Source organism: Streptomyces sp. NPDC006516, assembly GCF_040611875.1.
Taxonomy (GTDB): Bacteria; Actinomycetota; Actinomycetes; order Streptomycetales; family Streptomycetaceae; genus Streptomyces.
Window position 1 is genome coordinate 214,283 of the sequence record NZ_JBEXPD010000011.1, and the last position, 23,666, is coordinate 237,948.

The window sequence follows — 23,666 nt, forward strand, 5'->3', positions numbered from 1 at the left end:
CTCCTCCCACACCACTGTGTAGGTCAGCGGGAACGCCTTGCTCAGATCGCGTGCCTGCTCTTCGCCGCCCCAGTCGTCGGGCAACTCGGCCACCGGCAGCAGCCCGTATCCGGGCGGTCCGGAGTACGCACCGTCCGTGATCACGGCCACGAAGGTCCGATACGGCTCTGGCAAACGATTCTGTGCTCCGCCTCGAAGGCGTGGCCCGCCTCCCAGCCGAGGGCCGACTCGCCTCCGTCGTCTGCGCCGAACGCCGCACGTAGTGCTGTCAGTTCTGCGGCGTCAGCTTGCTCGGTGTCCATGGCGCATTGCTATCACCCCGCTGCGACAAGGCCCCGGGGAGCCGGAACCCGGCGGGCCCCTCACACGTCCCATGCCCGACACTCCCGCCGGAGCGGTCGGCGTGATCCGGTCCGGCGGAGAGGGGCACCTACTGGAGGGGGACGTTCGTGAGCTGGTTCGGGCGATATGCGGACGGGCTGTCGGCGGTGGTCGTGGTGGTGACGGCAGCCGGGTGCACCGCCGACAACGGCGGCGGTGTGGAGGGGGCGGCGTCCTGTGCGTCGGAGTTCACCTACCAAGGGCGTACCTATAAGGACGTCGCGAATGCGCACTTCACGGTCACGGGCAAACTGGGCACCGCCACCCTGCCGCCGTGCGACGACACCGGTGGCGACGGGCAAACCGCTGAGGCCGGAACCACGGAGACCGCCTACGGGGTCGAAGGCGTCGCTCCTGATGTCGCGATCGCGGTGGGGAACTCACCGGACGACGTCGTGTTCGTCGTCTCCTACTCCGGCTCGACGCTCCCGCCCGAGGTGCGGAAACTGATCGACGCCGCATAGCAAGGGAAGACCCTCTGACGGGCACCCGCTGCCGGAGCAGGTGCAATCCGGTCAGGCGTTGCACAGCTGTGCGGTCAGGGACGCGCAGGCCCACTCCTCCCAGGCTTCGGGGGACCATCCCCGGTCGCGTACGAAGACCAGGTACAACTCCGGGCTGAGCAGGCCGTACAGCAGGTCGGCGGCGCGGGCGGTGTCGATGCCGGGATCCCGCCGCACCGCCGCGACGCCTACGCCGTCGGCCTCACCCGGCGTGCCGCTCCCGGCGCGCGGTTGCTGATGTTCGGGTACGGACCCGAGGCGTTCGACGACCCGATCTCCGGGGTGACCGCCGACGAACTTCGCGCCAGGTTCCCCGGCTGGCGGCTGACCGACGTGACCCCGGGAACGAACCCGGTCCCCACCGCCTGGTTCACGTTGCAACGCACCGCCGCCACGGAGTAGGTGGCCAGGGGCCGTTCGAGCCCGGTGACGGCACCCTCCGCGCGGATCCCCTGCCGCTCATCGACTGACTCGGTTCCGGCCCGCCCCGTCCCGGTGGCGGCCGGAACCGAGGCGGAGGGGCTGTCCAGCGCGTGGGCCCTGGGGCTACTCAGCCCGCGTCAGGCGCATCGATGATCTTGCCGTCCTTGTCGAGCGTGTGGGTGTCCCAGTACACGTCCCACTTGTCGTCGACTTGCTGCGGCACTTTGCCCTCCGGGTACCGCGCGAAACCTGCCGGCGGCTCCTCGTCGTCGGGCACGCACGCGGAGCCGGTGCCGCCGACGGACAGGACGGGGTACTCGCCGCCGCTGCAGATGGCCTCCCGGTACTCAACTCCCGCACACCCGGTGAGTGTCACGACCGCCGCCGCGCCCACAAGGGCGGCGAGGAGGCGCAGTCTCCTGGGGCGGACGGAGGCGGCGGGCCGGTTCGTTCTGCGGGACATGTGTGTGTTTCCTCTCCAGCGGTCTGGTCTGCCACCACCTTCGCCGCCGGAGGGGTGCCGTGGACTGAGTGCGCGTACTCAGCAGTCCATGCGCGGATACCCAATGTGAGTGAGTCCGAGGGAGGTCGAGGGGCGGACCGGTGAATCGGCGGTGGGCCGTGCTCGGCGCGGCTGGTGTTGGGGCGAGACGAGTACCGAGTCGAAGCCGCGGCTCGCCTCAGGTCCACGTTGCTGTCCGCGTCCACTGCGATGGCGCGGTGCTCCTGGTGCACGAAAAGGCTCCGCCCTGGGAGGGCGGAGCCTTTTCGTGGGGACGGGCGTCAGGTCAGGCGTGGCGGCGGTTGCCCGCGATGACGCGGTACAGCACCAGAAGAATGAGCGACCCGACGATGGCGGCGATCCAGGTGGAGAGGTCGAAGAAGCCGTCGATGGAGTCGACGCCGAAGATGACCTTGCCGAGCCAGCCTCCGAGCAGACCGCCCACGATGCCGATGAGCATGGTGATGATGATGCCGCCCGGGTCCTTGCCCGGCATGATCGCCTTGGCGATGAGGCCCGCGAGCAACCCGATGATGATCCAAGCAATGATGCCCATAATGCCTCTCCTACCTGGTGGTGTAAGGACGGTGTCAAAGACCGTCTTTACCGTCCCGGTGCTTTCAAACACTGATCGCACAGCCGGTTGTCGCGGTGAGCGGGAGAGGGTGCCGACAGTGAGGCCGGCTTCGGATCAGGGCCGCGGGCTGCCCGAGCGGACAGGATGCCCGAGCGGAGAGCGCGGCGGGGATTGCAGCTCTCTGACTTCTCTCCGACGTAACTGCTCGGCAGGGCTCGCTGGCTATCGTCATCCTGTGAAATCCGACGCTGAAACTTTCCCCCCTCACCCGATCAAAGGTGTGCGAGCCGTCTTCGCGAGGCAGGCCAGCTGCCCCTCCGACTTCGCGGAGGTCACGGTGGACTTCGAACCGTGGGAGGCAGGCGTCGTCTTCGAGGTGGCCGTTGATCTGGTCGTGCAAGGCGACGACGATCCTGAGTGGCAGGCCGACTGCCGGGCCGCTGTGGAGAGGGGGGTACGCGACGAACTCACCCAGTTGCAACTCGAGTTGCCTCCAGCGGTAGCGGTGGTTCTGCGGCGCATGCGCTTCCACCCGGTCGACTCCCACCCGCGGGCGTTCCTGCAAGCCGGCCGCCTCGCTGTCCGCAACGCTCTCGCAGAGGCCCGCCGCCCACCGAAGGAGGCACAGGAACGCCAAGGCTGACAGCAGGGTGGAGAGAAGACTGCTGTGTGGACAGGGACCGAGGTGTTTCTCGAACTTGTCGCAGTCGGTCTCGAGCATCGCCTCTTCCGCTTCCCATGACAGGTCGCCGTCGTCAAAGTGCAAGACGTCGTAGTCCTCGACTCCGCCGTCGGGAAGCTGGATCGCGCGCGGCCCGGCGTACCTGGCATGATGCGGCCGTGATCACTGGGGACGAGGACCTGCTGGCCGGTCTGGACGACGTCGACTGGACAAACCTGAGCCACGCCTACGGCACCGCGGACGATGTCCCTGGTCACCTGCGCGCCTTGTGCAGTCACGACGAGCGGGCTCTACGGCAGGCGGTGAACAGTCTGTTCAACAGCCTTGCGCATCAGGGCAACCGCTGTCAGGCGTCTCCGTACGTGGTGCCCTTCCTTGCCCGGATCGCGCGCCTGGGACCGGACCCGGCGCGTGAGCACGCTTTGCACCTGCTGACCGGCCTTGCGGTCAACTGGGACGAGGAGAGCGAGATCATCGACGGGGCCGACATCTCCGCCTGGCGGGCGGAGGCCGCCGAGAATGCTCCCGTCAGGCTTCTCCCGGCTTACGAGGAAGCACTGGCCACCGAGCGGGACGAGCAGCGCCGCTGCAACCTGCAACAGGTCCGGGACTGGATGGCGGCCGGCAACCCGATCGATGCCCGCGACTCCTCGATGCGCTCGTACGACGCCGTCCTGGCAGAAATTCCCGCCCTGCTGGGCCTCTTGCGCGATGAAGAACTCCGCGTCCGCACCCGGGCCGCCTACTTGCTCGCCTGGTTTCCCGAACTGTCGGACACTGCTGTACCTCTGCTGCGTGACTTTGCTGCGCACGAGCACGACAGCGTTGCCAAGGCGACGTCGCTCGTGGCGGTCGGCATCCTTGGCGCGCCCGATCTTGTGGAGGTTCTGGCGGATGATCTGAAGGCCGAGGACGCTCTCGTGCGCTGGGCTGCTGCCACCGCGATCGCCCAAACCGCCCGGAGCGGAGAGAAGGTCGAGGCCCCGCTCCTCGAACGGGCCGTCGCCGAACTCGCTGCCGCGGCCGCAGCCCCTGCGCCCGTGCCTGCGACCGACTACGGCAACGGAGACTTCCACGGCCTCACCGCCGACCTCCTCATCGCCCTCCCGACTTCCGCGGCCTCGCGCGATGCGGTGGCCGCCTGCCTGCCGTCCGTCGACCGTTCGCTGCTGGCGTTCAAGGCGAAGACGGTTCTGCCGTCCCTGTTTCCTGACCCCCTTTCCCTTCCCCGCCCCCTGTTCGCGAGCCTCCATCCCTCGCAGCAACAGTTTCTGTGCGCCCTGGCCGACCTCTACGAGGGATGGTGGAACACAGGGGGTGACATCGGCGCGATTCTCAATGCCTATGGGCTCCCAGCCACTCAAGCAGGGCTGCGCGTCTACACAGGGCTTTCCCCGGCGGTGCCTGAGTCGGCAACTGACCTCTGAGCTGACCAGCGATGGGGTCGACCCCTACCGAGCATGTCGGGTAGCGCCGCTGAATTGCTTGAGGCGCCGTTCTGCCGCCGGCACCGACTACGCGATGAGGCCGAGCCAGTGGCGGTACACCGAGGCGAAAGGTTCGGCGCCTTGTCCACTGCGACGGCCTGCCCACATCAACCACTCGCAGGTCCGCCGGGCCTTGTCGACCAACTCGTCGGGATAGCTATAGAGCACTCGGTGTCGGTCGAACTCGTCCTCGTCCTGTGCACAGGCCTCGCCGCCGTGAGACCGCACGACATCGAGATCGAGATCGATGATGCTCAGCTCGGTCCCCTCAGCGTTCCACTCGGGCACCGTGCAGACATCGCAGTACATCTCGGGGCCCGGCGCCGTACAGAACGTCGCCGTCCACCACTCGCGGCGCGGGACCAACATCACGTATGGGAACCGGGCCGTCCAGCCACCCGCGGCTGAACTCACGGGGGTGCCCCGCGTCGTACCCAGCCACACGCCGTGCGCGTCCTCGCCGAGCCGAGCGGCACTCCACAGCGCACTCGAGCTGCCGTCGTACTTCCGCACGTCGACCATCACCGGGTCACCATCAGTGGTCATGCCAGGACGCTAGCCCGACAGCGAAATGACCGAGCATCCACCAGAGCTGGCTCTCTTCAGGGCGCCGTACGCTGTAATGATCAACACGGCTCTTCGATGCGTGCTCTCCTCCATGACTCCAGGCGGACGAGTACTGCGGATTCGGCTCGGGAACCAGGTCCGCGCCCCGAGATGCCCGCCGCTTGGTCGTGTGCGCTATCGCGACGGCCGGCTGAAGAAGGTGACCGGCCGTTTCCGCCGCACTCCGTCCACGACGACGTCGACGGACTCGTCGTAGAAGGCCACCCGGTCCCTGATGATTCCTACCGAGGGCAAGGGGTCGGGGTAGCTCCAGGCGATGTCGGGCCGCACGTCGGCCTCGCCCGCCCAGGACCAGTACTCGCTCGCCACGCCCTTGTACGGACACCGGGTGCGCCCGTCGGTGCTGGTGAAGAGGTCGAGGCGGACATCCTCCCGAGGGAGGTAGAAGCGCACCGGCAGACCCGTCTCGAACAGCAGAATCGGCGCGTGCGTGTCCGCGACGACCGTGCCCTCGATCTCGACCTGGACATGTCGGCTGCTGGGCAGGGCGTCCACCCGTTTGTGGGGGTCGCGCGGGTGCACGAAGATCTCCTCTTCCTCCTCGTACCAGTGGTCCAGCATCTCGCGCCCGAACCATTCGAAGCTGATGTGGCCCGCCAGATCCGCCCCCGGGTAGGTCCAGGCGGCCGCGGGGACGGTCCTGTCGGGGAGCACCAGGTCGTAGAAGACCGTCGCACCGGCGTGGCGCCGCCGGGTGGGGGGCCGCTCCGTCCGCCGCAGCAGGTCCGTCCGGACGTCCCCGGCCGGAAAGGCGTAGAGGGGGACGGGGCGACCGGGCTCCCACACGAGGACCGGTTCACGGCTGTCCACGACCGTGACCTGCCCCGCCGTCGCGCGCACCCAGCGCTCACTCGGTTCCCAGAACACGCAGTCGCGCTCATCGTGGCGGCGTACCACGGGCACGGCTTCCGGGACGGGCTTCGGTGCGGTCATGGGTCTCTCCTCCTCGCTCCGGTTCTTGCCCCCGGCTGCCCGGACGGACCCGGATTCGCGGTACCGCGACAGCCGATTCCACACTCCTCCGTATCCCGGCTGGTGGCAAAGCCGGCACCTCGTGTCCGACTCCATCACGGGCGTCCGGGGGTGCCCTGGTGGCGGCTCTGGCCGGATGACGCCTCGGGGGTCGTGGTCCCCTCAGCCAGACTCGTTGTCCCACGCCACATACGCACCGCCACTGAGGTGGCCCGCGCCCAGGAGGCCCGTGATGGAGTCTGACGCGAGGCCGGCCGGAGACGAGGCAGCGGCAACGCCTGGACGGCAACGGCCTTCCGGCGACCGCGTCGCCCTGCGTGGTGACATGCGGGCCGCCCTGCCCGACGTCGCTGCGGCTGTGGTGGTCACGGTGCTGGTGTTCGTGTTCCTGCACGCGCGCATGGCATCGGGCGAGTCGGACACCGTTGCCGTCATGCCGTTCATGGACGATCCCGGTACCTACTGGATGTACCTGCTCAGCCAGGCATTCGGATGGTCGGGCCTGCTGTGGGCCTGGGGCACGGTCATGATCGGTCTGCTGCTGTCCGGGGCACACTCGACCCGGCTGCCGGTCTCGCGGCAGGCACTTGAGCGCTGGCACCGCACCACGAGCCTCACGACGACGGCGCTGATGCTCGCACACGCGCTGATGTTCGCGGCGGAACTCGTACGCTACGAGACGAAGGTGTCGTGGGCCGAGCGGTTGTGGGTGGGTTTCGCGGACACCTTCGTGCCGGGCTGGTACGACTCAGGCACCGGCCGGATCGCGATACCGCTCGGACAAGGGGCCGTCTACCTGGCGATTCCCTTGGGGCTGCTGTTCTACGTCCGGCACCGCATCGGTGCGAACACGTGGCGGCGCCTGCACCGTTTCGTGATCGTCGTGTATGTGCTGAGCGTGTGGCACACGCTGCTGTACGGAACCAACGTCTGGTACGGGGACTGGCCGCGCACCGTCCTGTGGTTGCTGCAACTACCGGTCGCGCTACTGCTGTTGCTCCGCCTGCTGCGACCGGCCTGTCGGGCCGAACGGCTGGGCACGCCGGGTGGGCGCAGGGGTGCCACCGGGGGGTGGTGGGTGCGGGCGGCGGGGCGGGCCGCCGCCGGAGCCGTGATCGTCGGGCTCGTCGTCGTGGTGGCGTCCGGCCGTGACGGTGGTCGGGCCCGGCCTGCTCACCCGCCGGCGACGGCCCCGCACGCGCAGGAGACGGAGTGACGGCCTGAACCATTGCCATGGGTCTTCGGGAGCGGTGTTCCCGAGGGCGGCGCTCCGGAGACGGTCGGGCGTGCAGGGCAGGCACGCAGGGGCACGTGTTACGGCAACGTAAATGCAAAAGTATGTAGTCGTGAGGTGTCCAGTAGCTGTCCAGAATGCGGATGACTGGCTGAACAGTGCGGCAAACAGGGTGATTTAGTCGGTTGTATGTCGTGATCGCTTGCTCTACCGTGGCGCGAAAGTGTACGGTTCACGGAATCTTCATGCATTGCCGGACTGCCTCGCACGGAGGGTCCGGACCACTCGGGAGGTCTGCCGGTATGGGATCCATGGCGCCGCGCGGTTTTCGCAGTGTCACCATGAACATGGGGCTCAAGGACGTCGATGACGACTTCGCCGCCGTGGTGTCCGAAGTGCCCGCCCGGTCCGCGGCGGTCTTCACCCGTTCGCGCTTCGCCGGCCCGAGTGTCGTCATCAGCCGTGAGGCCGCCTCCCGCCGGAGCGCCCGCGGCATGGTGGTGCTCTCCCGCAACGCCAATGTGGCGACCGGCAAGACGGGGGCCTCGCACGCCGCGGAGGTGCGGGCCAAGGTGGCCGAGGCCGCCGGGGTCGAGCCCGAGGACCTGGTCATCGGTTCCACCGGGGTGATCGGCCGGCCCTATCCCATGGAGGGCATCCGGGCCGGACTGGCCTCGCTCTCCTGGCCGTTCCCCGAGGCGGACTACGCCGCTGCGGCCAAGGCCATCATGACGACCGACACCCGGCCGAAGTACTTCACCGTGCCCTGTGGTGACGCGGTGCTCACCGGCATCGCCAAGGGTGTCGGCATGATCGAGCCGAACATGGCGACCCTGCTCACCTTCTTCTTCACCGACGCCGACATCCCCGCCGACCAGCTCGACGCCCTGTTCCGGCGCGTCATGGACAAGACGTTCAACGCGCTGAGCATCGACACCGACACCTCGACGAGCGACACCGCCGCGATCTTCGCCAACGGTCTCGCGGGGTCCGTCGACGTCGACGAGTTCGAGCGGGCACTGTACGAGTGCGCCCTGCATCTCGTGCGCGACATCGCATCGGACGGCGAGGGCGCCTCCAAGCTGATCGAGGTCCGGGTGACCGGTGCGCGCGACGACGCGCAGGCCAAGCGGGTCGGCAAGAGCGTCGTCAACTCGCCGCTGGTCAAAGCCGCGGTGCACGGCGCCGACCCCAACTGGGGCAGGGTCGCGATGGCGGTCGGCAAGCTCGACGACGAGACCGACATCGACCCCCCGAACGTCGGTATCCGCTTCGGCGACCTCGTCATGCACCCCGAGGAGCCGAGCGACGAGCTCCTGGCGGAGGCGTCCCGCTACCTGACCGGCGACGAGGTCGTCATCCGGGTCGACCTCGGTATCGGGGACGGGGCGTTCACCGTCTACGGATGCGACCTGACCGAGGGCTACGTGAAGATCAACGCCGACTACACCACCTGACGTCCGAAGGTCGTCGCGGACCACGCTGCCCGGTGCCGCGCACCGGGCAGCTCCGCGCGCCCGGAACGCGTCCGGAGGCAGCCCGCCGGGCCGGCAGCGGCGTACGACGCCCTCGCTTCGGGGCGTGCCGGAGAGGGTTCCGTCCGGTGGGTGGGAGACGGATGGACAGGGAAGACGCCGGGCATGCGGCCGTGGAGCGGGGCTGCGGCGCGCCACCGATCGGGGGGATATCCATGGCGGTGCCGGGGGACGGTGACCGAGAGCGGCCGGACAGCGCGGCGGCCCTCCAGCGCAGGGCGGAGCACCTGTTCAGGCTCGGTCACGCGGACGAGGCGCAGGCCGTCCTCATACGGGCGCTCGCCATGGCGGGCGACGGAGCCGACCATTCGAAGGCGGAGCTCCTGGAGCGCCTCGGGCGCTATCTGGACGCGTCCAGCTGCAGCTGGACGCACGACTACTTCGAGCAGGCGCTCGCCGAGCTGCGTCCCGACGAACCGTTCCACAGCAAGGTCAAGGTGCTGTGCTCGGTCGGCTTCGCCTATGTGCAGAGGGGGCGCACCGAGGAGGGGATGGGTCTGTTACGCGAAGCGTTCGACCTGGCACGGGACGTCGTGGACACCCAACTGGAGATGACCGTGCACACCGTGGCGGCCGAGGCCCTGCTCGCCCTCGGCACGCCGGAGGAGTCGATCGAACGCACCCGCCGGGCGCGGCGTCTCGGCATGGAGTCCGCCCAGCACCACATCGTGGTCCGCTCGTATCTCAACGAGGCGAGGGCCGCCTACCTGAGGACCGGGAGCGTCGGCGACGCCCTGCGGATCAAGAGGGTCGGGCTCCGGTACGCGAGGGACTTCGGTGAACTCGCCACCAAGGAGGGCGACACACTTCGCCTGTCGCTGGTGAAGGACCTCATCGAGGCGGGCCACTGGCCGGAGGCCGACTCGCTGCTCGGCCCCGCGGTCGCCGACGGGCGCCACGGCTCGATCAACGCCGTGGAGGAGACCCTGGTCCGCTGCTGGCTGACGAGCCGGCAGGGCCCGCGCCCCAGGACGGTGCCTCCGTTCGTCGAACTGGTCGAGTCGAGCAGTCCGACGCGCCACGCCTACCTGCTGAACATCGCGCTGGCCGCCGCCGTGCGGCTGGAGGACTACGCGAGCGTGGAGGAGCTGATAGGCAGGGCGCTGACACTCGCCGAGGGGATACTCGCTCCGTCCGGCTGCGGTCTGCACGTCGTGAACGCCCTCGCCTCGGCGATCGAGTCGCAGTGCGAGGGGCGGCACACCCTCATGCATCCCGACAGTTCGCCGACCCGGTTGCTCGATGTCATCGAACGCATCTATCCCAAGGTGCGCGGCCATGTGATCGCCACGTACGAACTCACCGACGGCGTCGTGGCGCAGGCGCGCGCCCGATGCGCCCCCGAACCGGACGACGCCGCGCGGCACTGGGACGAGGCGATCGTCGTCTTCCGCCGGACACATGCCCGTGCCCGCTTGGTCACGGCACTGCTGGGCAGGGCCGCGCTGTACGGGCCCGTGGCCCGGGCCCGTCTGCTCCTCGACGAGGCGGCGCAGATCGCCCGCGACATGCGGGCGGCGCCGCATCTCGAACGGATCGCGGCCCTGCGCGGTGCCGGGGCGGCGACGGCGGTGCATACCGCTCCGACCGTGGCGCTGACGGGGCGGCAGCAGCAGGTCGCCTCCCTTCTCGCCCGGGGGCGCACCGACCGGGAGATCGCCGGGGACCTCGGGCTCAGCGTCCGCACCGTCAACGCGCATGTCGTGCAGATCCTCGGACGACTAGGGGTCCGCAACCGCGCGGAGGTCGCCGCCTGGTACCACCGGTCGGGTCCGGCCCGGGAGGTGTGAGCGCCGCGGACCGCGGCGGCCCCGGCGCTCCCCGCGTGGCCTGCCGCCGCCCGGCGCTCGCCGCGTGGCCCGTAGTCGCCCGGCGGAAGCGTGCTCGGCGCCCGAGGGTTTTCTGCCGCACGCCGTCCGGGCTCCTGCGGCCTCTCCGGGTTTCCTGTGACTGTGACTTCTGGGGCTCCCGGGCTCCCGGGCTTCGAGGGGCCTCCCATCCGCCTTCGTACGCCTTCGTCACTTCGTGGCTTCGTGTGTCTCCGTGCGTCTTCCGGCGCCCCGGTGGGCCGAGGTGTGTCCACGGGACCGCGCATGTACGTCGGCTCGTTCGCGGGCAGTCGTCAACACATCCGAACGGAGGGTGTCGAATCCGCGGGTACCAGGCGCCTGAAGCGCATCGGTATTTCTACCTAGGTACCGTGCGGGAATGTCTCGTCATATGGAACCGTCTTGCGCGGGGAATGGTCGTGTGATTTCTTCGACATGCCCGGTCGCCGGTTCGGTTCGGCGGTCGTGTGTTCAAAGGCAGTGAGTGGGGGAAGCGCCTTTGCGGCGTCGGTTGTTCACGTTTTCGGGGGATGGGCGCGGCTTCGGCCGCTGCGGGGGATGACACGGCCACGCTGTTCACCAAACAGCTGATTCTGTGCAACTCGACTGCTGTACAAGCGGGTCGGGGATGCCGAACGCGGTCCGCGTAGTCATGCCCGGCGCCCTTGTTCCCCCGTGCGTGTGCGGCGCGGGGACGCGCCGGTGACCGGTCCCCGGCGAGCGGTCGAGCAATTCGTGCAGATTTCCGAAGAGAGTCGATTCCGCTGTGATCGCCTTCTCTCCTGCGTTCTTGGAGGGAATTGGCGGATGAATTGCCCTGCGTGTTCCACGATTCGCGGACGACGTCGTCCGCGGTTTTCCTGAAGTTCGGCAGAAATACCCTGGAGGAATCTCCGCCGTGACGCAGCACGCCGTGACGCAGCATGCCGGGGCCCGGTCCGCCGGCCCGGCGCCGGGCCGCGAGGGCGAGGTGTACGCGGGTTTCCGCGCCGCCGCCCTCGCCGCCCCCCGGACCCCTGCCGTGATCTCTCCCGACGGGGCCACCACGACGTACGGCGCACTCCTGGACGCGGTGGAGGCGGCGGCGGCTCGGCTGGCTGCCGCCCTCGGGCCCGGCGACGTCCTGGGCCTCGCCGTGGACGATCCGGTCGCCTTCGTCGCCGTCTACCTCGCCGCGTCCAAACTCGACCAGGTCACCGTGCTGCTCGACGGCCGTCTCCAGCCGCACGGGACGCCGCAAGGGACCGCGCGCTTCGACGTGACCGTGCTCGCGGTCGCCGACGGGGCGGGTTCGTTCGGGCTCAGCCCCGTCGCCGGGCGTGAACAGCCCGGAGGCGTTCCCGCCCCGGCGTATCTGCCCGACGACTTCGTCGTGCACTGCACGTCCGGATCGACCGGTGAGCCCAAGGGCATCGTCATGACCGAAGCCGCGGTGTCGGCCCGGGTGCGCCTGTGGGCGGGCGAGATGGAACTGACCGCCGCGGACACCGTGCTGTGCGCCCTGCCCCTGTGGCACTGCCACGGCATCGACGTCCTCACCCTGCCCGCCCTGCTGAGCGGTGCCACCGTCGTCCTCGCCCGGGGGGACCGGCTCACCGGCAGGGGGCTCGCCCGGATCATCCGGCGGCACGGCGTCACCGTCATGAGTGGACTGCCCGTCATGTACGGCATGCTCACCGGCGCGAGCAGTGCCCGCGCGGGGGACCTGTCGTCGCTGCGGCTCGCGATCTCCGGCAGCGCGCCGCTCGACCCCGCCGTCCAAGCCCTGTTCCACGAACGGTTCGGGCTGCCGCTCCGCCAGGTCTACGGACTCTCGGAGATCGCCGTCATCTGCTTCGACCGCCGGTACACCGGCCGCGGTTCCATCGGGCTGCCCGTCGCCGGCGTGGAGCACCGCCTCGAACCGGTGCCCGCAGAGGACGCCCACGAGGGCCCCGCGTACGAGCTGTACGTCCGCGGGCCCGGGCTCGCCCGCGGGTACTACAGCGACCCCGCGGCCACCGCCGAGATGTTCGAGGACGGCTGGCTGCGCACCCGCGACCTGGTGCGCGCCGACGCCGACGGCTGGTACGTCCTCGGGCGGCGTTCCACCTTCGTCAACGTGGCCGGGAGCAAGGTCGGGCCGCTGGAGGTGGAGGCGGCGCTGCGCGACTGCCCGGGGGTGCTCGACACCGCCGTGGTGGGCATCCCGGACGCACATACCACCGAGCGGATCGCAGCCGCCCTGGTGACCGGGGACGGCTTCGACCTGGCGGAGGTCCGCCGACGCCTCGCGGACCGGTTGCATCCACACCAACTGCCCCGGCAGTACCACGTGACCGCGGCTCTGCCGCGCACACCGCTCGGCAAGACCGACTACGCCGCTGTGAAGCGGCTGGTGCTCGACCAGGAGGGGGAGACCACGTGACCAGCACAGAGACCGGGGAAGCGGCCGTCGCCGATGCCGGGGCCCGGCTCGACGCCGTGGGGGAAGGGCTCTGGGAGGAGCTGTCGGCCACGCCGCCGGCCGGCCACGAGAAGGACGCGTCGGGCGCGTTCGCCCTCCTCAAGCGCACCCGCGCGACGGCGATGCTGATCCCCGCCGCCCTCGGCGGATCCGGCGCGACCGCCGCGCAGGCGGTGCGGTTCCAGGTCGCCCTCGGCTCGCTCGCACCGTCCGCCGCGATCGCGACGACCATGCACCACTACAAGATCGCCGCCCTCGGCAGAGTCGCCGCATCCGGCGACGAGCGGGCCGGCGCGATCCTCTCGGGAATCTCCCGTGGCGCCCTGCTGATCGCCTCCGGCGGCGCCGAGTCCACCCCCGGCCGCGATCTGCGCAGCCTCGGCAGCCAGGCCGTCCGCGACGGAGGCGAGTACCGCGTCACCGGACTGAAGCGGCCCTGCTCGCTGTCGACCAGCATGGACATGATGTCCCTGATGGTCGAGCTGCGGGCACCCGACGGCTCACCGGAGGGGTACGCGCAGGCATTCGTCGACGCCCGGGCACAGGGGCTGACCCGCAGCCCGTTCTGGCAGAGCCCCGTGTTCCTCGCCGCCGAGAGCCACGCCGTGCGGCTGACGGACGTACGGATCGACGCCGGGCAGGTATTCCCGCTCGTCGGCGACGCGGGACGCCGCTTCGCGAGCGACTGCTATCTCTGGTTCCAGCTGCTCATCAGCGCCTCCTACCTCGGCGTCGCCTCCTGCCTGGCCGACGCGACGCCCCCGGAGAGGCGCGCCTCGTCCCGGGGCCGGCGCGAGGCCGTGGCACACCTGCGCGAACTGGAGGGCGTCCTGCTGCGGGCCGCCGGAGCCGTCGACGAGGCCGCACCCGCCCGCGACCAGCTCAACCTCGCCGTGCGCGCCCGTGACCGGGTCGAGGACGAGATCGGCGCTGTCGGCGCCGCGCTGGTGCGCGCCGCGGGTGGCGGCGCGTTCGCCCGCGGCGACCTGTGGACGGGCCTCGCCGGCGCCGTCAACGCGATCGCCTTCCACCCGCCGCAGCGCGGCGCGCGCGAGGGCGTGGGCCTGGAAGAACTGGATGCCGACGTGAGGGACCGCGACTGATGTACACCAGAGACCACTTCAGCCTTCCGCTGCCCGCCATGTGCGAGTTCGTCCGCGCCAAGTCCTTCGGGGTGCTCGCCACCTCCCACGAGGGCCGGATGCACACCTCGCCGCTCCCCGTCGACCTGCGCGAGTCCGACGAGGGCGAACTGTTCGTCGCCGGGCACGTGGCCAGGGCCAACGCCATGTCCGGGACCTTCGGCGCCGGCGGCCCCGCCACCGTGACGGTCCTCGGACCCGACACCTACGTCCCCGCCGAGTGGTTCGGCACCCGCGACCGCATACCCACCTGGCTCTACTGCGCCGTCGAGGTCTCCGGCCGGCTGGAGCTCAGTGACCCCGCCCGGACCCGTGCCGACATCGAGGTGCTCATCGACCGCCTCCAGCGGGCCACGGTCGAGGGCCCGCCGTGGACACTCGACGAGATTCCGGCGCACCTGTCCGAGGTGTACCTGAAGGACATCGTCGGGTTCCGCCTCCGCGACATCGAACTCACCTCGTGCTTCCGCCTCAACCAGCGCAAGGGCGGGACGGAGAGCCTGGCCCGCGCCCTGCAGGACGACGGCGCCGGGGCCCTGCGGGACCTGGCCGGCATGGTCCTCGACCCGCCGACGACGAGCCGCGGGTGTCCGGCCTCATGAGCACACGGGACAACGGCACGCGGGACCGCGGCTTGCGGGACGACGCCACGCGGGGCGACGGCACACGGGGCGACGGCACACGGGGCAATGGCACGCGGCACGACGGCACACCGTACGGACGCACACAGGACGCCCTGGCCCGGATGCTTCGCCTCACCGGCGACGACCGTACCGCCCTCCTGTGGCGCGGGCGTCGGACCAGCTACGCCGAACTCGCACACGCTGCCGACACGCTGACGGACCGCCTGCTGAGCGCCGGCGCCACCGGCACCCACGTCCTGGTGATGGGCCCGCTGTGCCCCGCCTACGTGGTCGGGCTGCTCGCCGCCCTGCGCAGCGGCGCGGTACCTGTGCCGGTCGACGCCGGCCTGACCGCCGGCCGGTACGCGTGGACCGAGCGCATCGCCCGGCCGTCCGCCGTCCTGTCCAGCGACGTCTCCCCGGCCGGCCACTACCGCGGTGTCGGCGACCCGGACGAGCTGGTGCTGGACGCCGCCACCGGCCTGGCGGTCGCGGACGCCGCCGGTCCCCCCGGGCGCCCCGGCCCGCAGCGCCACACCGACCCCGACGCGGGCTACCTCATCCCGACGTCCGGCTCGACGGGGGAGCCGAAGGCAGTCGTCGGCAGCCGCCGGGGCCTGCACGCGTTCCTCCGCTGGTTCACGGCGGAGTTCGCGCTCACCCCGGCCGATGTGTGCGCCGCCGTCACCCGCACCAATTTCGACCCCTCCCTGCGTGAACTGCTGGCGGTGCTCACGGCGGGCGGCACCCTGAGCCTGCCCGACGTGGACGCGCAACTCGACCCGGAGGCCCTGGCCCGTCACCTGGCGGCCCACGGGGCCACGATCGCCTTCCTGGTCCCCTCCCTCGCCCGCCGGATCGGCGACGCGCTCGACGGCGCGTCCCCGGGAAGCCTCGACCACCTGCGGCTGGGATTCTTCGCCGGGGAGGTCCTGCCCCGCCGGGTCGTCGACCAGTGGACCCGGCTGGCCCCGGGGGCCGAGTTCGTCAACCTGTACGGCATGACCGAGGGCACCCTGGCCCAGCTGTACCGCCGGGGTATCCGCGGCACGTCGGGCCTCGTCGCCGACGGCGTCCCGGTCGGCCGCCCGAGACCTGGCACGTCCGTGCGCGTCGACGACCCCGGACCGGACGGCTCCGGCGAGGTGGTCGTCACCTCCTCGGCGCCCGCACTGGGGCTGCTCTCCGGCGAACCCGGTCCCGCGCCGGGGACGTTCCGCGTCACCGCACTCCCCGCCGACCTGCGCACCGGTGACACCGGACGCCTCGACGAAGCCGGCGAACTCGTCGTCGTGGGCAGACGCGGCAACGACCTGAAGGTGTCCGGCCGCCGCGTCTCCTACCACCGCTTCGTCGACGAGGTGGAAGGGCTGCCCGGCGTCCGCCAGTGCGCCGTCGTCGACCGGGACGGGCCGCACGCGTTCGTCGCCGTCGCCGATCCCGCGGCACCGGCGGCCCGGACGCTGCGCGCCGCCGTCGCGGACACCGCCCGGAGCCTCGGACTGCCCCGGCCGGCCGTCCACGTCCGCGGCGACCTGCCGCTGCTGCGCAGCGGGAAGGTCGACCGCACCGCGCTGGCCGCCTCCGCCCTCCCGGAAAGGACGACGGACCTCCCGGCCTCCGCTGCCCCGCACGCGGGCGGCACTGTCGAGGAGCAGCTGCGGGCCCTGCTGGGGTACGGGACCGGCACCGCGTCCACGACACCGTTCGTCGACACGGGTCTGACCTCCCTCGACATGATGGAGCTCGCCCCGGAGGTCAACCGGCGCTTCGCGACCGGCCTGTCGGTGAAGGACTTCTTCGGCCTCCGCGATGTCGCCGCCCTCGCCGAGGCGGTCGGCGCTACGCGGGCCGCAAGCGGAACAGCCACCGGGGCCGGGGCGGCCACCGCGCCCGGACCGGCCACCGCAGCTCCGACAGCCACCACAGCCGGTGCAGCCGCCTCAGCCGTGGAGGCTCCCGCCGGCCCCGCGCCCGTGCCGACGGCGGCGACCGGTGACACGTACCCCCTGTCGGAGCGCCAGCTGGCCTACCGGGCGCTGTGCATGGCCGACGGCAACGCCGACTGGTGCAACATCTCCCGCGAGATCCCCGTCGACGGCACCTTGCGTACGGACGTCGTACAGGACGCCGTCGACACCCTGGTGGCCCGCCACGACGTGCTCAGGCTCGCGCTGACCCCCGACGGGCTGCGGCAGCGGCACACGGAGGCGTCCGCCGTCCGGTGCCTCGTACGTCCCTGTGACGGGCCCGCGGCCCGTGGTGCGGAGCACCGGGCACGTGTCCAGGAGGCCCGTGTAAGCGCCGTCTCGGAGCTGATCGACACCGGCGCGGCACCGCCCCTGCGGGTGGTCACCGTCACCGGCGAGGACACCACCTCGGTGCTCCTCGTCGCGCACCACCTCTTCGTCGACGGCCTCAGCCTCGACCTCCTCGCCCGGGAACTCGGGGAGCTGCTGCACGGCCGCCACATCCCCGGCGCCCCGCCCGCGACCGGGTACCGGGACTACTGCGCGGCGACCGAACGCCGCGCGGTGGGCGATCCCGCGGACGCCGCGTACTGGGACGACCTGCTCGCGGGCGCCGGGCAGGTCGTCCTCCCTGAGGCCACCGGCTACGGAGCCGCCGCGGGGGAACTGCTGTCGAGGCCCTTCGGCGTCGCCGCGACGCGGGCGGCCAACCGGCTCGCCACCGCTACCGGGGTCTCGGTGTTCTCCGTCGTCCTGGCCGCGTTCGAACTCGCCGTCGCCCGCACGTTCGGGCTCGGGCCGCTGACCGTCGTCGTGCCCGTGCAGATCCGCCACGGTTCCGGAGCGCACACGGCCGGCATGTTCACCAGCCAGCTCGTCGTCCGCGGACGTGGCCCGGCCATCGTGGCGGAGCGCGCGGCGGAGTTCGCCGCGCAGGTCGAGGCGGGCCTCGCACACAGTTCACGGGAGTTCGACCAGCGCGCCGAGGCACTCGGCCTCGCCGGCACGGACTGCTTCCCGCTCTCCACCGTGCTGTTCAACCAGCACCCCCACCGCCGAGGGCTCCGCGCCGGCGACCTGGGGGACTGGCGGCCACGCCCCCTCGGACGGGCCCTGCGCTACCAACTGCAGGGCGAACTCCAGATGTCCGGCGGCGAGATGGCGCTGACCTACTACTACCGGCGGGGCATCACCGCGGACCGGGCCGACGTCGTCGACCAGGTCCACGCCCACGTCCTCGCCGTACTGCGCGATGCAGGAAGGACCCCTGGTGAGCACTGACACCGGCACCGAGATCAGTACCGAGACCGGCACGGCCACCGGTACAGACACCGGAGCGGACACCGGTACGGACAACGAAAGCAGCACCGGGAGGGGCGCCCCCACCCGAGACATCACCACGCCCACCCCCACCGACCGTCAGGCGCTGCTGCTGGCCCGGCGGGCCGGCGCCACGCCCGCGTACCTGTACGACCGCGGTGAGCTGCGGGCCGCCGTCGCACGGGTGCGCGCGGCGTCCATCGAGGGCGCCGGCCTGTACTACTCGCTGAAGGCCAATCCGCACCCGGGCGTCGTCAACGCGCTGGCCCCTCTGGTCGACGGCTTCGACGTGTGCTCGCGCGCGGAGATGGAGACCGCCCTCGACTCCGGGACGCCCGCTGACCGCGTGCTGTTCACCGGCCCCGCCAAGTCGCGGGGCGAGGCCGCGGCGGCACTGGCCGCGGAGGTCGCCGTGACCGTCGAGTCACCTCGCCAGGCCGCGCTGCTCGCGGCGACGGCCGGGGAACTCGGCATCGGGGGGCGCGCCGTGATCAGGCTCAACACCCCCTACCCGGCGCGCGTCCCGGGCGGCGAGCCGTCCCCGAACCAGTTCGGTGTCGACGCGGACGACGAGGCACGCGTGGTGGAGACGCTGCGCGCGGGTGGCCTCTCCGTATCCGGCCTCCAGATGTTCTGGGGCTCGCAGTACGCCGACCCCGCCGTCGTGCACGCCGCCCGTGTGGCCATGACCACCCGCGCCCTGGCATGCGTGGACAGGTTCGCCCTGGAGGTCGACTTCGTGTCCGTCGGCGGTGGCATCGCGATGCCCTGGTGCGACGCCGATCCGGACGTCGACTGGGCGGCCATGGCCACGCCGCTGTCCGCCCTCCCGGACGGCGCGGCGGGCCTGCCGCTCGTGTGCGAGTACGGGCGCTCCCTCGTCGGCCCGGCCGGCAGCCTGCTGACCACCGTCCTCGACACCAAGACCGTCGGCGGCCTGCGCCACGTCCTCGTCGACGCAGGGATGAACCACGTGATGATCGCCAGCCGCCTCGTCGCCGGAAACGGACGCGGCGAGGTGCGGGTCCGCGCCGTCGGGGCCCCGCCGGACGCGCCGACCGGGCCGGTCCGGGTGACGGGCCCGCTCTGCTCCCAGCTCGACGTGCTCGCCGACGGGGTGCTGCTGCCCGAGGTGGAGCCGGGCGACCTGCTCCTGTTCGAGGGGGTCGGTGCCTACGGCCCGACGTTCAGCCCCGGCGGCTTCCTCAGCCGCGAACCCGCACGAGAGGTCGTCCACGGCGATGTCTGACACCGCGACCCTGCCGAGGACCGCGCCGACGGCGCTCCCCGCCCTCGGCCCCATCCAGCGCGCCTACCTCGTGGGCACGCAGGACGGCCTCGAACTCAGCGGACCCGCACGCTACTACCTGAGCTGCGACCTGGACCCGGACCGGACCGCAGGCATCGGCGCGCGGCTGAGGGAGCTGGTGCGGTCCAACGACATCCTGCGCGTACGGGCCGACGCCGGACTGTCGCTCACCGTCCTGCCGCCCGACGTGGCCGGTGCCGTCGACGCGGATGTGCGCCGGGTGGAGGACGACGACTTCGACGCCGCCGACACCGAGGTCCGCCGCTCCTGCACCGACGACCGGTTCGCCTTCGGCGACTGGCCGCAGCTGGAGGTGACGGTGGTCCGGTCCGCCCACCGGGCACGGCTGCACCTCGTGTACTCGCTGTGGCTCATGGACGCCGCGTCCCTCGCCGCGTTCCTCACCGCCCTGGTGACCGACGGCGGCGCAGCGGACGCCGGGTCCGGCGCCGTCCCGCCCGTCCCGGACGTCACCGCGTCCAGCGCCGCCCCGTCCGCAACGCGCCGCAGCCGAGCCGCACGCGACGAGCGGTTCTGGCGGGAGAGGGCCGCCTCCCTCGCAGGCCCGGCCGAACTGCCCCTGCGCCCCGGATGGCGCCACACCGGCCCCCGCGTGTCGCACCGCATGGTCACCCTGGACCCGGCCACGGCGCAGCGGATCGAGGAGCGCGCCGCCGCCCGCGGGCTCACCCCTGCCATGGTCCACCTCGCCGTCTACGGCACCGTCCTGGGCCGCCTCGGCGGCGGCGCGGCCCACACGGTGACCGTGCTCCACTCCCGGCGGAGCGGGCCGGTCGGACCCGGCGGCCTCGGCAACCACGGCAGCAGCATGCCTCTGGAGATACCGGCGGCCGCCGGGTTCGCGGACACCGCCCGCGAGGTCCAGCGCCGCTACCTGACGCAGGCCGTGCACGGCTCGCTCGGCGGCGCCGAGATCATGCGCCTCGCCGATCCCTCGGCCGACCTCAGCCGCCTCGCCCATCCGTACGCCTTCACCGCGCTCGACGCCGACACCCGCGGCGAGTCCGCAGCGGGCCTGCGGCGCCGCTGGGAGGACGTACAGCTGCGTGTCCCGCAGGTTCTGATGGACCATCAGGCCGTACGAGAGTCCGACGGCAGCGTCCGGCTCGGCTTCGACTGGCGCACCGACGCGTTCGACCCCGGCTTCGCCGACCATCTGGTGGAGTGCTGCGTGCGGCTGAGCCGCGACCTCGCCGCGGACGACGCGCTGTGGGACGCGCCGCCGGCCCGGCGGCCCGCTCCCGCCCGCCGCCGCCCGCCCGGCCCCGCCCGTTCGGAGACCCTCCACGGACGCGTTCTCGCCACCGCCGCCCGCACCCCCGACGCGCCTGCCGTGCACGACGAGGACGGCACGCTCTCCTACGCCGGCCTCGTCGCGCTGGCCCGTGCCGCCGCGGACACCCTGCGAGGCGCCGGGGCACGTCCTGGCGACCGCGTGGCCGTCCATCTGCCGCGCGGTCGCGGACAGGTCGTCGCCGTCCTCGGCGCGCTGCTCGCCGGCTGTGTCTACGTCCCGCTCGACGACGCCACCCCGGACGGCCGCCTCGACGGCATCGCACGGCGCGGCGGCGTCCGGTTCGCGCTCACCGAGCCGGGGGACGGCGCCCGCTGGACGGAGCGCGGGGCCGTGCCCCTGCCGCTGCCCGGCGGACCGTCCCCGACCGCCCCGTCCCCGGACGGCGCACCCGGACACCCCACCGCCTACGTCATCTTCACCTCCGGCTCGACCGGCGAACCCAAGGGCGTCGTCGTCTCGCACACGGCCGTCCTAGGCACCGTCGACGCTGTCAACGACATGATCGGCCTGTCGACGGCGGACCGGGTGCTCTCGGTGTCCTCGATCGGCTTCGACCTCTCCGTGTACGACCTCTTCGGCCCCCTGCTGCGCGGAGGTGCGGTCGTCATGCTGTCGCCGGACAGCGCCAGGTCCCCCGCCCGGTGGGTGGAGCTCGTCCACCGGCACGGCGTCACCGTGTGGAACTCCGCGCCCGCCCTCGCATCGCTGCTCGCCGAGGAGCGCTCCGCCCTGCCGTCGCTGCGGTCCGTCCTGCTCAGCGGTGACTGGATACCCCTGTCCCTGCCCGGCGCCCTGTGCGAGCTGGCGCCCAGCGCCCGGATCACGAGCCTCGGCGGTGCCACGGAGGGCGCGATCTGGTCGATCGCCCACCCCGTGGGGGAGGAGGACTGCGCCGGGCGTTCCATTCCGTACGGCCGGGCCCTGCCCGGCCAGGAGATCCTGGTGCTCGACCCGCTCCGGGAGGTCTGCCCCGACTGGCAGGTGGGGGAGATCCACATCGCCGGCGCCGGGGTGGCCGACGGATACGCGGACGACCCGGAGCGCACAGCGGCGGCCTTCTTCGACGACCCTGTGTACGGGTGGACCTACCGGACCGGCGACCGGGGCCGCCGCCACCCCTGCGGGACCGTCGAGTTCCTCGGCCGCACCGACAACCAGGTGAAGCTGAACGGGCACCGCGTCGAACTCGGCGAGATCGAGCACCGCATGGAGCAGGCCCCCGCCGTACGGTCCGCCGCCGTGTGCGTGCGGGGCGACGGGCGGCGCAGGCGGCTCGCCGGCTTCGTCACCCTCGCTCCCGGCGCCCCGGCCGACTGGCGGAACGGCGTGACGGCCGGCCTGCGGGACACCCTGCCCGCCTACATGCTGCCGGACGTCCTCGTCGCCCTGGACGAGCTGCCGCTGAACGGCAACGGCAAGATCGATCGCCGGCGGCTCGCAGCGCTCCCGATCGCCCCGGAATCCGGGAGCGCCGCCCCGGACTCCGGGAACCTCGCCACGGACCACGGGAGCGGTGATCGGGCCGCCGCTCCGCCGTCCGGCCTCCACGGCCACGAGGTCGCGGCCTGCTGGCGCGAGGTGCTCGGCCGCCCCCCGGGCACCGGGTCCTTCTTCGACGCCGGAGGTACGTCCTACGACGCGATCAGGCTGCTCTCCCTGCTGCGCAGCGGCTACGGGCACGAGGTGTCCTTCGGGGACTTCATGGGCGACCCGACAGCGCGAGGGCTGGCAGCCCTGTGCCTGCGCAGCCGCCCCGCGGACCCCACCGGCGTGTGGACGCACCGGCCGAGGGTGTGCACCGCACCGCGCCTGCGGCTGGTCCTTTTCGCGCCCGTAGGCGGCGGTGTCTCCTGCTACACCGGTCTCGTCCGCGGTCTCGGGGACGACGTCGACGTGCACGTCGTCGGCCTCGACGCCCCCGCTGACGCGGCCGGCGCCGCGACCCTGCCGGAACTGGCCCGCCAGTGCCTGCGGAAGCTGCCGGCGGTGACACGCGGCGACGGCGTGCCGACCGTGTTCGCCGGCTGGTCCTTCGGCGGCGCCCTCGCCTACGAGGCGGCCTGCTCCGGCCAGGTCGGTACCGCCCGCGTCGTGGTCGTGGACACCCCGGTCGCCGCCGCGGCCAGGGCGGGCGGCGAGGCGACCTGGGAGGACTTCCTGCACGACGTACGGCAGACCGCCGGGGCCTCGGCCGTAGCAGGCGACGCCACCGAGGACCCGGCGCTCGCCGACCGGTTCGCGGTCCACCGGCGGAACACCGCGCTGCTGCGGACATGGGCCCCTCGGCCCTCCGGGCTGCCGCTCGTGGAACTGCGCGCCGCCGACGCGCCCGCCGAACCCGACGGCGCGGCCTGGGCACGCCTCGCCCACCGCGAGGAGTGCGCCTCCCTGGCCGGCGGTCACTTCCAGGTCTTCGACGGCGACAACCTGCGCCTGGTCCGGAACGCGATCGAAGGAGTGGCGTGCGGCGACGCGATCGAAGAAGTCACGTGCGGCAACGCGACAGAAGGAGAGAACCGCGATGACCGGCTCTAGTGCGACGACCGGCCCCGAGGTGCGTGGCGCGATCCACGAGGAACTCACGGCCCACGGATGCTCCGCCCCGGCGGACCGGCACGATCTCGACCTCATCGGCCTGGGCGTCAACTCGGCCGTCCTGATCCAGATCCTCTCAGCGCTGGAGGACCGGTTCGACATCGACCTCGACACGGAGCAGCTGTTCGCCGAGCCGCTGACGGTGGCCCGGCTGGAAGACGGCATCACCCGCGCCGCCGCGGCCGGCTGAC

19 protein-coding genes and 1 pseudogene are annotated in these 23,666 nt (G+C 71.9%); 14 read left to right on the top strand and 6 right to left on the bottom strand.

The window, feature by feature from the left end:
• Nucleotides 1-3: 3 nt before the first annotated feature.
• Nucleotides 4-302: pseudogene (locus ABZY45_RS26530) on the bottom strand (SMI1/KNR4 family protein); the annotation flags it as partial.
• Between the two features lie 147 nt (nt 303-449).
• Between ABZY45_RS26530 and ABZY45_RS26535 the strand changes: the two are divergent.
• Nucleotides 450-845: a DUF6281 family protein gene (locus ABZY45_RS26535; protein WP_356743664.1), complete on the top strand. Its 396-nt coding sequence runs from the start codon at nt 450-452 to the stop codon at nt 843-845.
• Nucleotides 846-896: 51 nt separating this feature from the next.
• On the opposite strand, the gene ABZY45_RS26540 is transcribed toward ABZY45_RS26535, so the two are convergent.
• Nucleotides 897-1,061 (bottom strand): hypothetical protein, encoded by a 165-nt coding sequence (locus tag ABZY45_RS26540; RefSeq protein ID WP_356743666.1) that lies wholly within the window; start codon nt 1,059-1,061, stop codon nt 897-899.
• Between the two features lie 60 nt (nt 1,062-1,121).
• Here ABZY45_RS26540 and ABZY45_RS26545 point away from each other — a divergent pair, with 60 nt between their 5' ends.
• Nucleotides 1,122-1,286, top strand: a complete 165-nt coding sequence (locus tag ABZY45_RS26545) for a hypothetical protein (protein WP_356743668.1) — start codon at nt 1,122-1,124, stop codon at nt 1,284-1,286.
• 148 nt (nt 1,287-1,434) lie between these two features.
• Here ABZY45_RS26545 and ABZY45_RS26550 read toward each other — a convergent pair whose 3' ends face one another.
• Nucleotides 1,435-1,770 (bottom strand): hypothetical protein, encoded by a 336-nt coding sequence (locus tag ABZY45_RS26550; protein ID WP_356743670.1) that lies wholly within the window; start codon nt 1,768-1,770, stop codon nt 1,435-1,437.
• A 325-nt stretch (nt 1,771-2,095) separates the two neighbouring features.
• Nucleotides 2,096-2,365 (bottom strand): GlsB/YeaQ/YmgE family stress response membrane protein, encoded by a 270-nt coding sequence (locus ABZY45_RS26555; RefSeq protein WP_356743672.1) that lies wholly within the window; start codon nt 2,363-2,365, stop codon nt 2,096-2,098.
• A gap of 1 nt (nt 2,366) precedes the next feature.
• On the opposite strand from ABZY45_RS26555, the gene ABZY45_RS26560 reads away from it, so the two are divergent.
• The gene (locus ABZY45_RS26560; RefSeq protein ID WP_356743815.1) at nt 2,367-3,029 is read left to right on the top strand and encodes a hypothetical protein; all 663 of its coding nucleotides are present in this window, start codon (nt 2,367-2,369) and stop codon (nt 3,027-3,029) included.
• Between the two features lie 197 nt (nt 3,030-3,226).
• On the top strand, nt 3,227-4,495 hold the full coding sequence (locus ABZY45_RS26565; protein ID WP_356743674.1) for a hypothetical protein: 1,269 nt from the start codon (nt 3,227-3,229) through the stop codon (nt 4,493-4,495).
• An 87-nt stretch (nt 4,496-4,582) separates the two neighbouring features.
• Here the strand turns inward: ABZY45_RS26565 and ABZY45_RS26570 are convergent, their stop codons facing one another.
• Both ABZY45_RS26570 and ABZY45_RS26575 read right to left on the bottom strand, forming a co-directional pair.
• The gene (locus ABZY45_RS26570) at nt 4,583-5,101 is read right to left on the bottom strand and encodes a DUF402 domain-containing protein (protein WP_356743676.1); all 519 of its coding nucleotides are present in this window, start codon (nt 5,099-5,101) and stop codon (nt 4,583-4,585) included.
• Between the two features lie 195 nt (nt 5,102-5,296).
• On the bottom strand, nt 5,297-6,115 hold the full coding sequence (locus ABZY45_RS26575) for a DUF427 domain-containing protein (RefSeq protein WP_356743678.1): 819 nt from the start codon (nt 6,113-6,115) through the stop codon (nt 5,297-5,299).
• A gap of 364 nt (nt 6,116-6,479) precedes the next feature.
• On the opposite strand from ABZY45_RS26575, the gene ABZY45_RS26580 reads away from it, so the two are divergent.
• The 10 genes from ABZY45_RS26580 (at nt 6,480) to ABZY45_RS26625 (ending at nt 23,665) form a co-directional block, all read left to right on the top strand.
• The gene (locus ABZY45_RS26580) at nt 6,480-7,370 is read left to right on the top strand and encodes a ferric reductase-like transmembrane domain-containing protein (protein ID WP_356743816.1); all 891 of its coding nucleotides are present in this window, start codon (nt 6,480-6,482) and stop codon (nt 7,368-7,370) included.
• Nucleotides 7,371-7,690: 320 nt separating this feature from the next.
• Nucleotides 7,691-8,845 (top strand): bifunctional glutamate N-acetyltransferase/amino-acid acetyltransferase ArgJ, encoded by a 1,155-nt coding sequence (argJ, locus tag ABZY45_RS26585; RefSeq protein WP_356743680.1) that lies wholly within the window; start codon nt 7,691-7,693, stop codon nt 8,843-8,845.
• A 161-nt stretch (nt 8,846-9,006) separates the two neighbouring features.
• A complete protein-coding gene (locus tag ABZY45_RS26590; protein ID WP_356743682.1) occupies nt 9,007-10,713 on the top strand; it encodes a LuxR C-terminal-related transcriptional regulator in 1,707 nt (568 codons plus the stop codon).
• Between the two features lie 937 nt (nt 10,714-11,650).
• The gene (locus tag ABZY45_RS26595) at nt 11,651-13,159 is read left to right on the top strand and encodes a class I adenylate-forming enzyme family protein (protein ID WP_356743684.1); all 1,509 of its coding nucleotides are present in this window, start codon (nt 11,651-11,653) and stop codon (nt 13,157-13,159) included.
• Nucleotides 13,156-14,301 carry an acyl-CoA dehydrogenase family protein gene (locus ABZY45_RS26600; protein WP_356743686.1) on the top strand — a complete coding sequence of 382 codons (1,146 nt, stop codon included), beginning with the start codon at nt 13,156-13,158 and terminating at the stop codon, nt 14,299-14,301. Before ABZY45_RS26595 ends, ABZY45_RS26600 begins: the two co-directional genes overlap by 4 nt.
• The gene (locus tag ABZY45_RS26605; RefSeq protein ID WP_356743688.1) at nt 14,301-14,942 is read left to right on the top strand and encodes an FMN-binding negative transcriptional regulator; all 642 of its coding nucleotides are present in this window, start codon (nt 14,301-14,303) and stop codon (nt 14,940-14,942) included. The genes ABZY45_RS26600 and ABZY45_RS26605 overlap by 1 nt, the downstream gene beginning before the upstream one ends.
• Nucleotides 14,939-18,214, top strand: a complete 3,276-nt coding sequence (locus ABZY45_RS26610; RefSeq protein ID WP_356743690.1) for an AMP-binding protein — start codon at nt 14,939-14,941, stop codon at nt 18,212-18,214. Before ABZY45_RS26605 ends, ABZY45_RS26610 begins: the two co-directional genes overlap by 4 nt.
• Complete coding sequence (locus ABZY45_RS26615) at nt 18,204-19,502, top strand: alanine racemase (protein ID WP_356743691.1); 1,299 nt, start codon at nt 18,204-18,206, stop codon at nt 19,500-19,502. The genes ABZY45_RS26610 and ABZY45_RS26615 overlap by 11 nt, the downstream gene beginning before the upstream one ends.
• The gene (locus ABZY45_RS26620) at nt 19,495-23,415 is read left to right on the top strand and encodes an amino acid adenylation domain-containing protein (RefSeq protein ID WP_356743693.1); all 3,921 of its coding nucleotides are present in this window, start codon (nt 19,495-19,497) and stop codon (nt 23,413-23,415) included. Before ABZY45_RS26615 ends, ABZY45_RS26620 begins: the two co-directional genes overlap by 8 nt.
• Nucleotides 23,402-23,665 carry an acyl carrier protein gene (locus ABZY45_RS26625; RefSeq protein ID WP_356743694.1) on the top strand — a complete coding sequence of 88 codons (264 nt, stop codon included), beginning with the start codon at nt 23,402-23,404 and terminating at the stop codon, nt 23,663-23,665. The genes ABZY45_RS26620 and ABZY45_RS26625 overlap by 14 nt, the downstream gene beginning before the upstream one ends.
• The last annotated feature ends 1 nt before the right edge of the window (nt 23,666 follow it).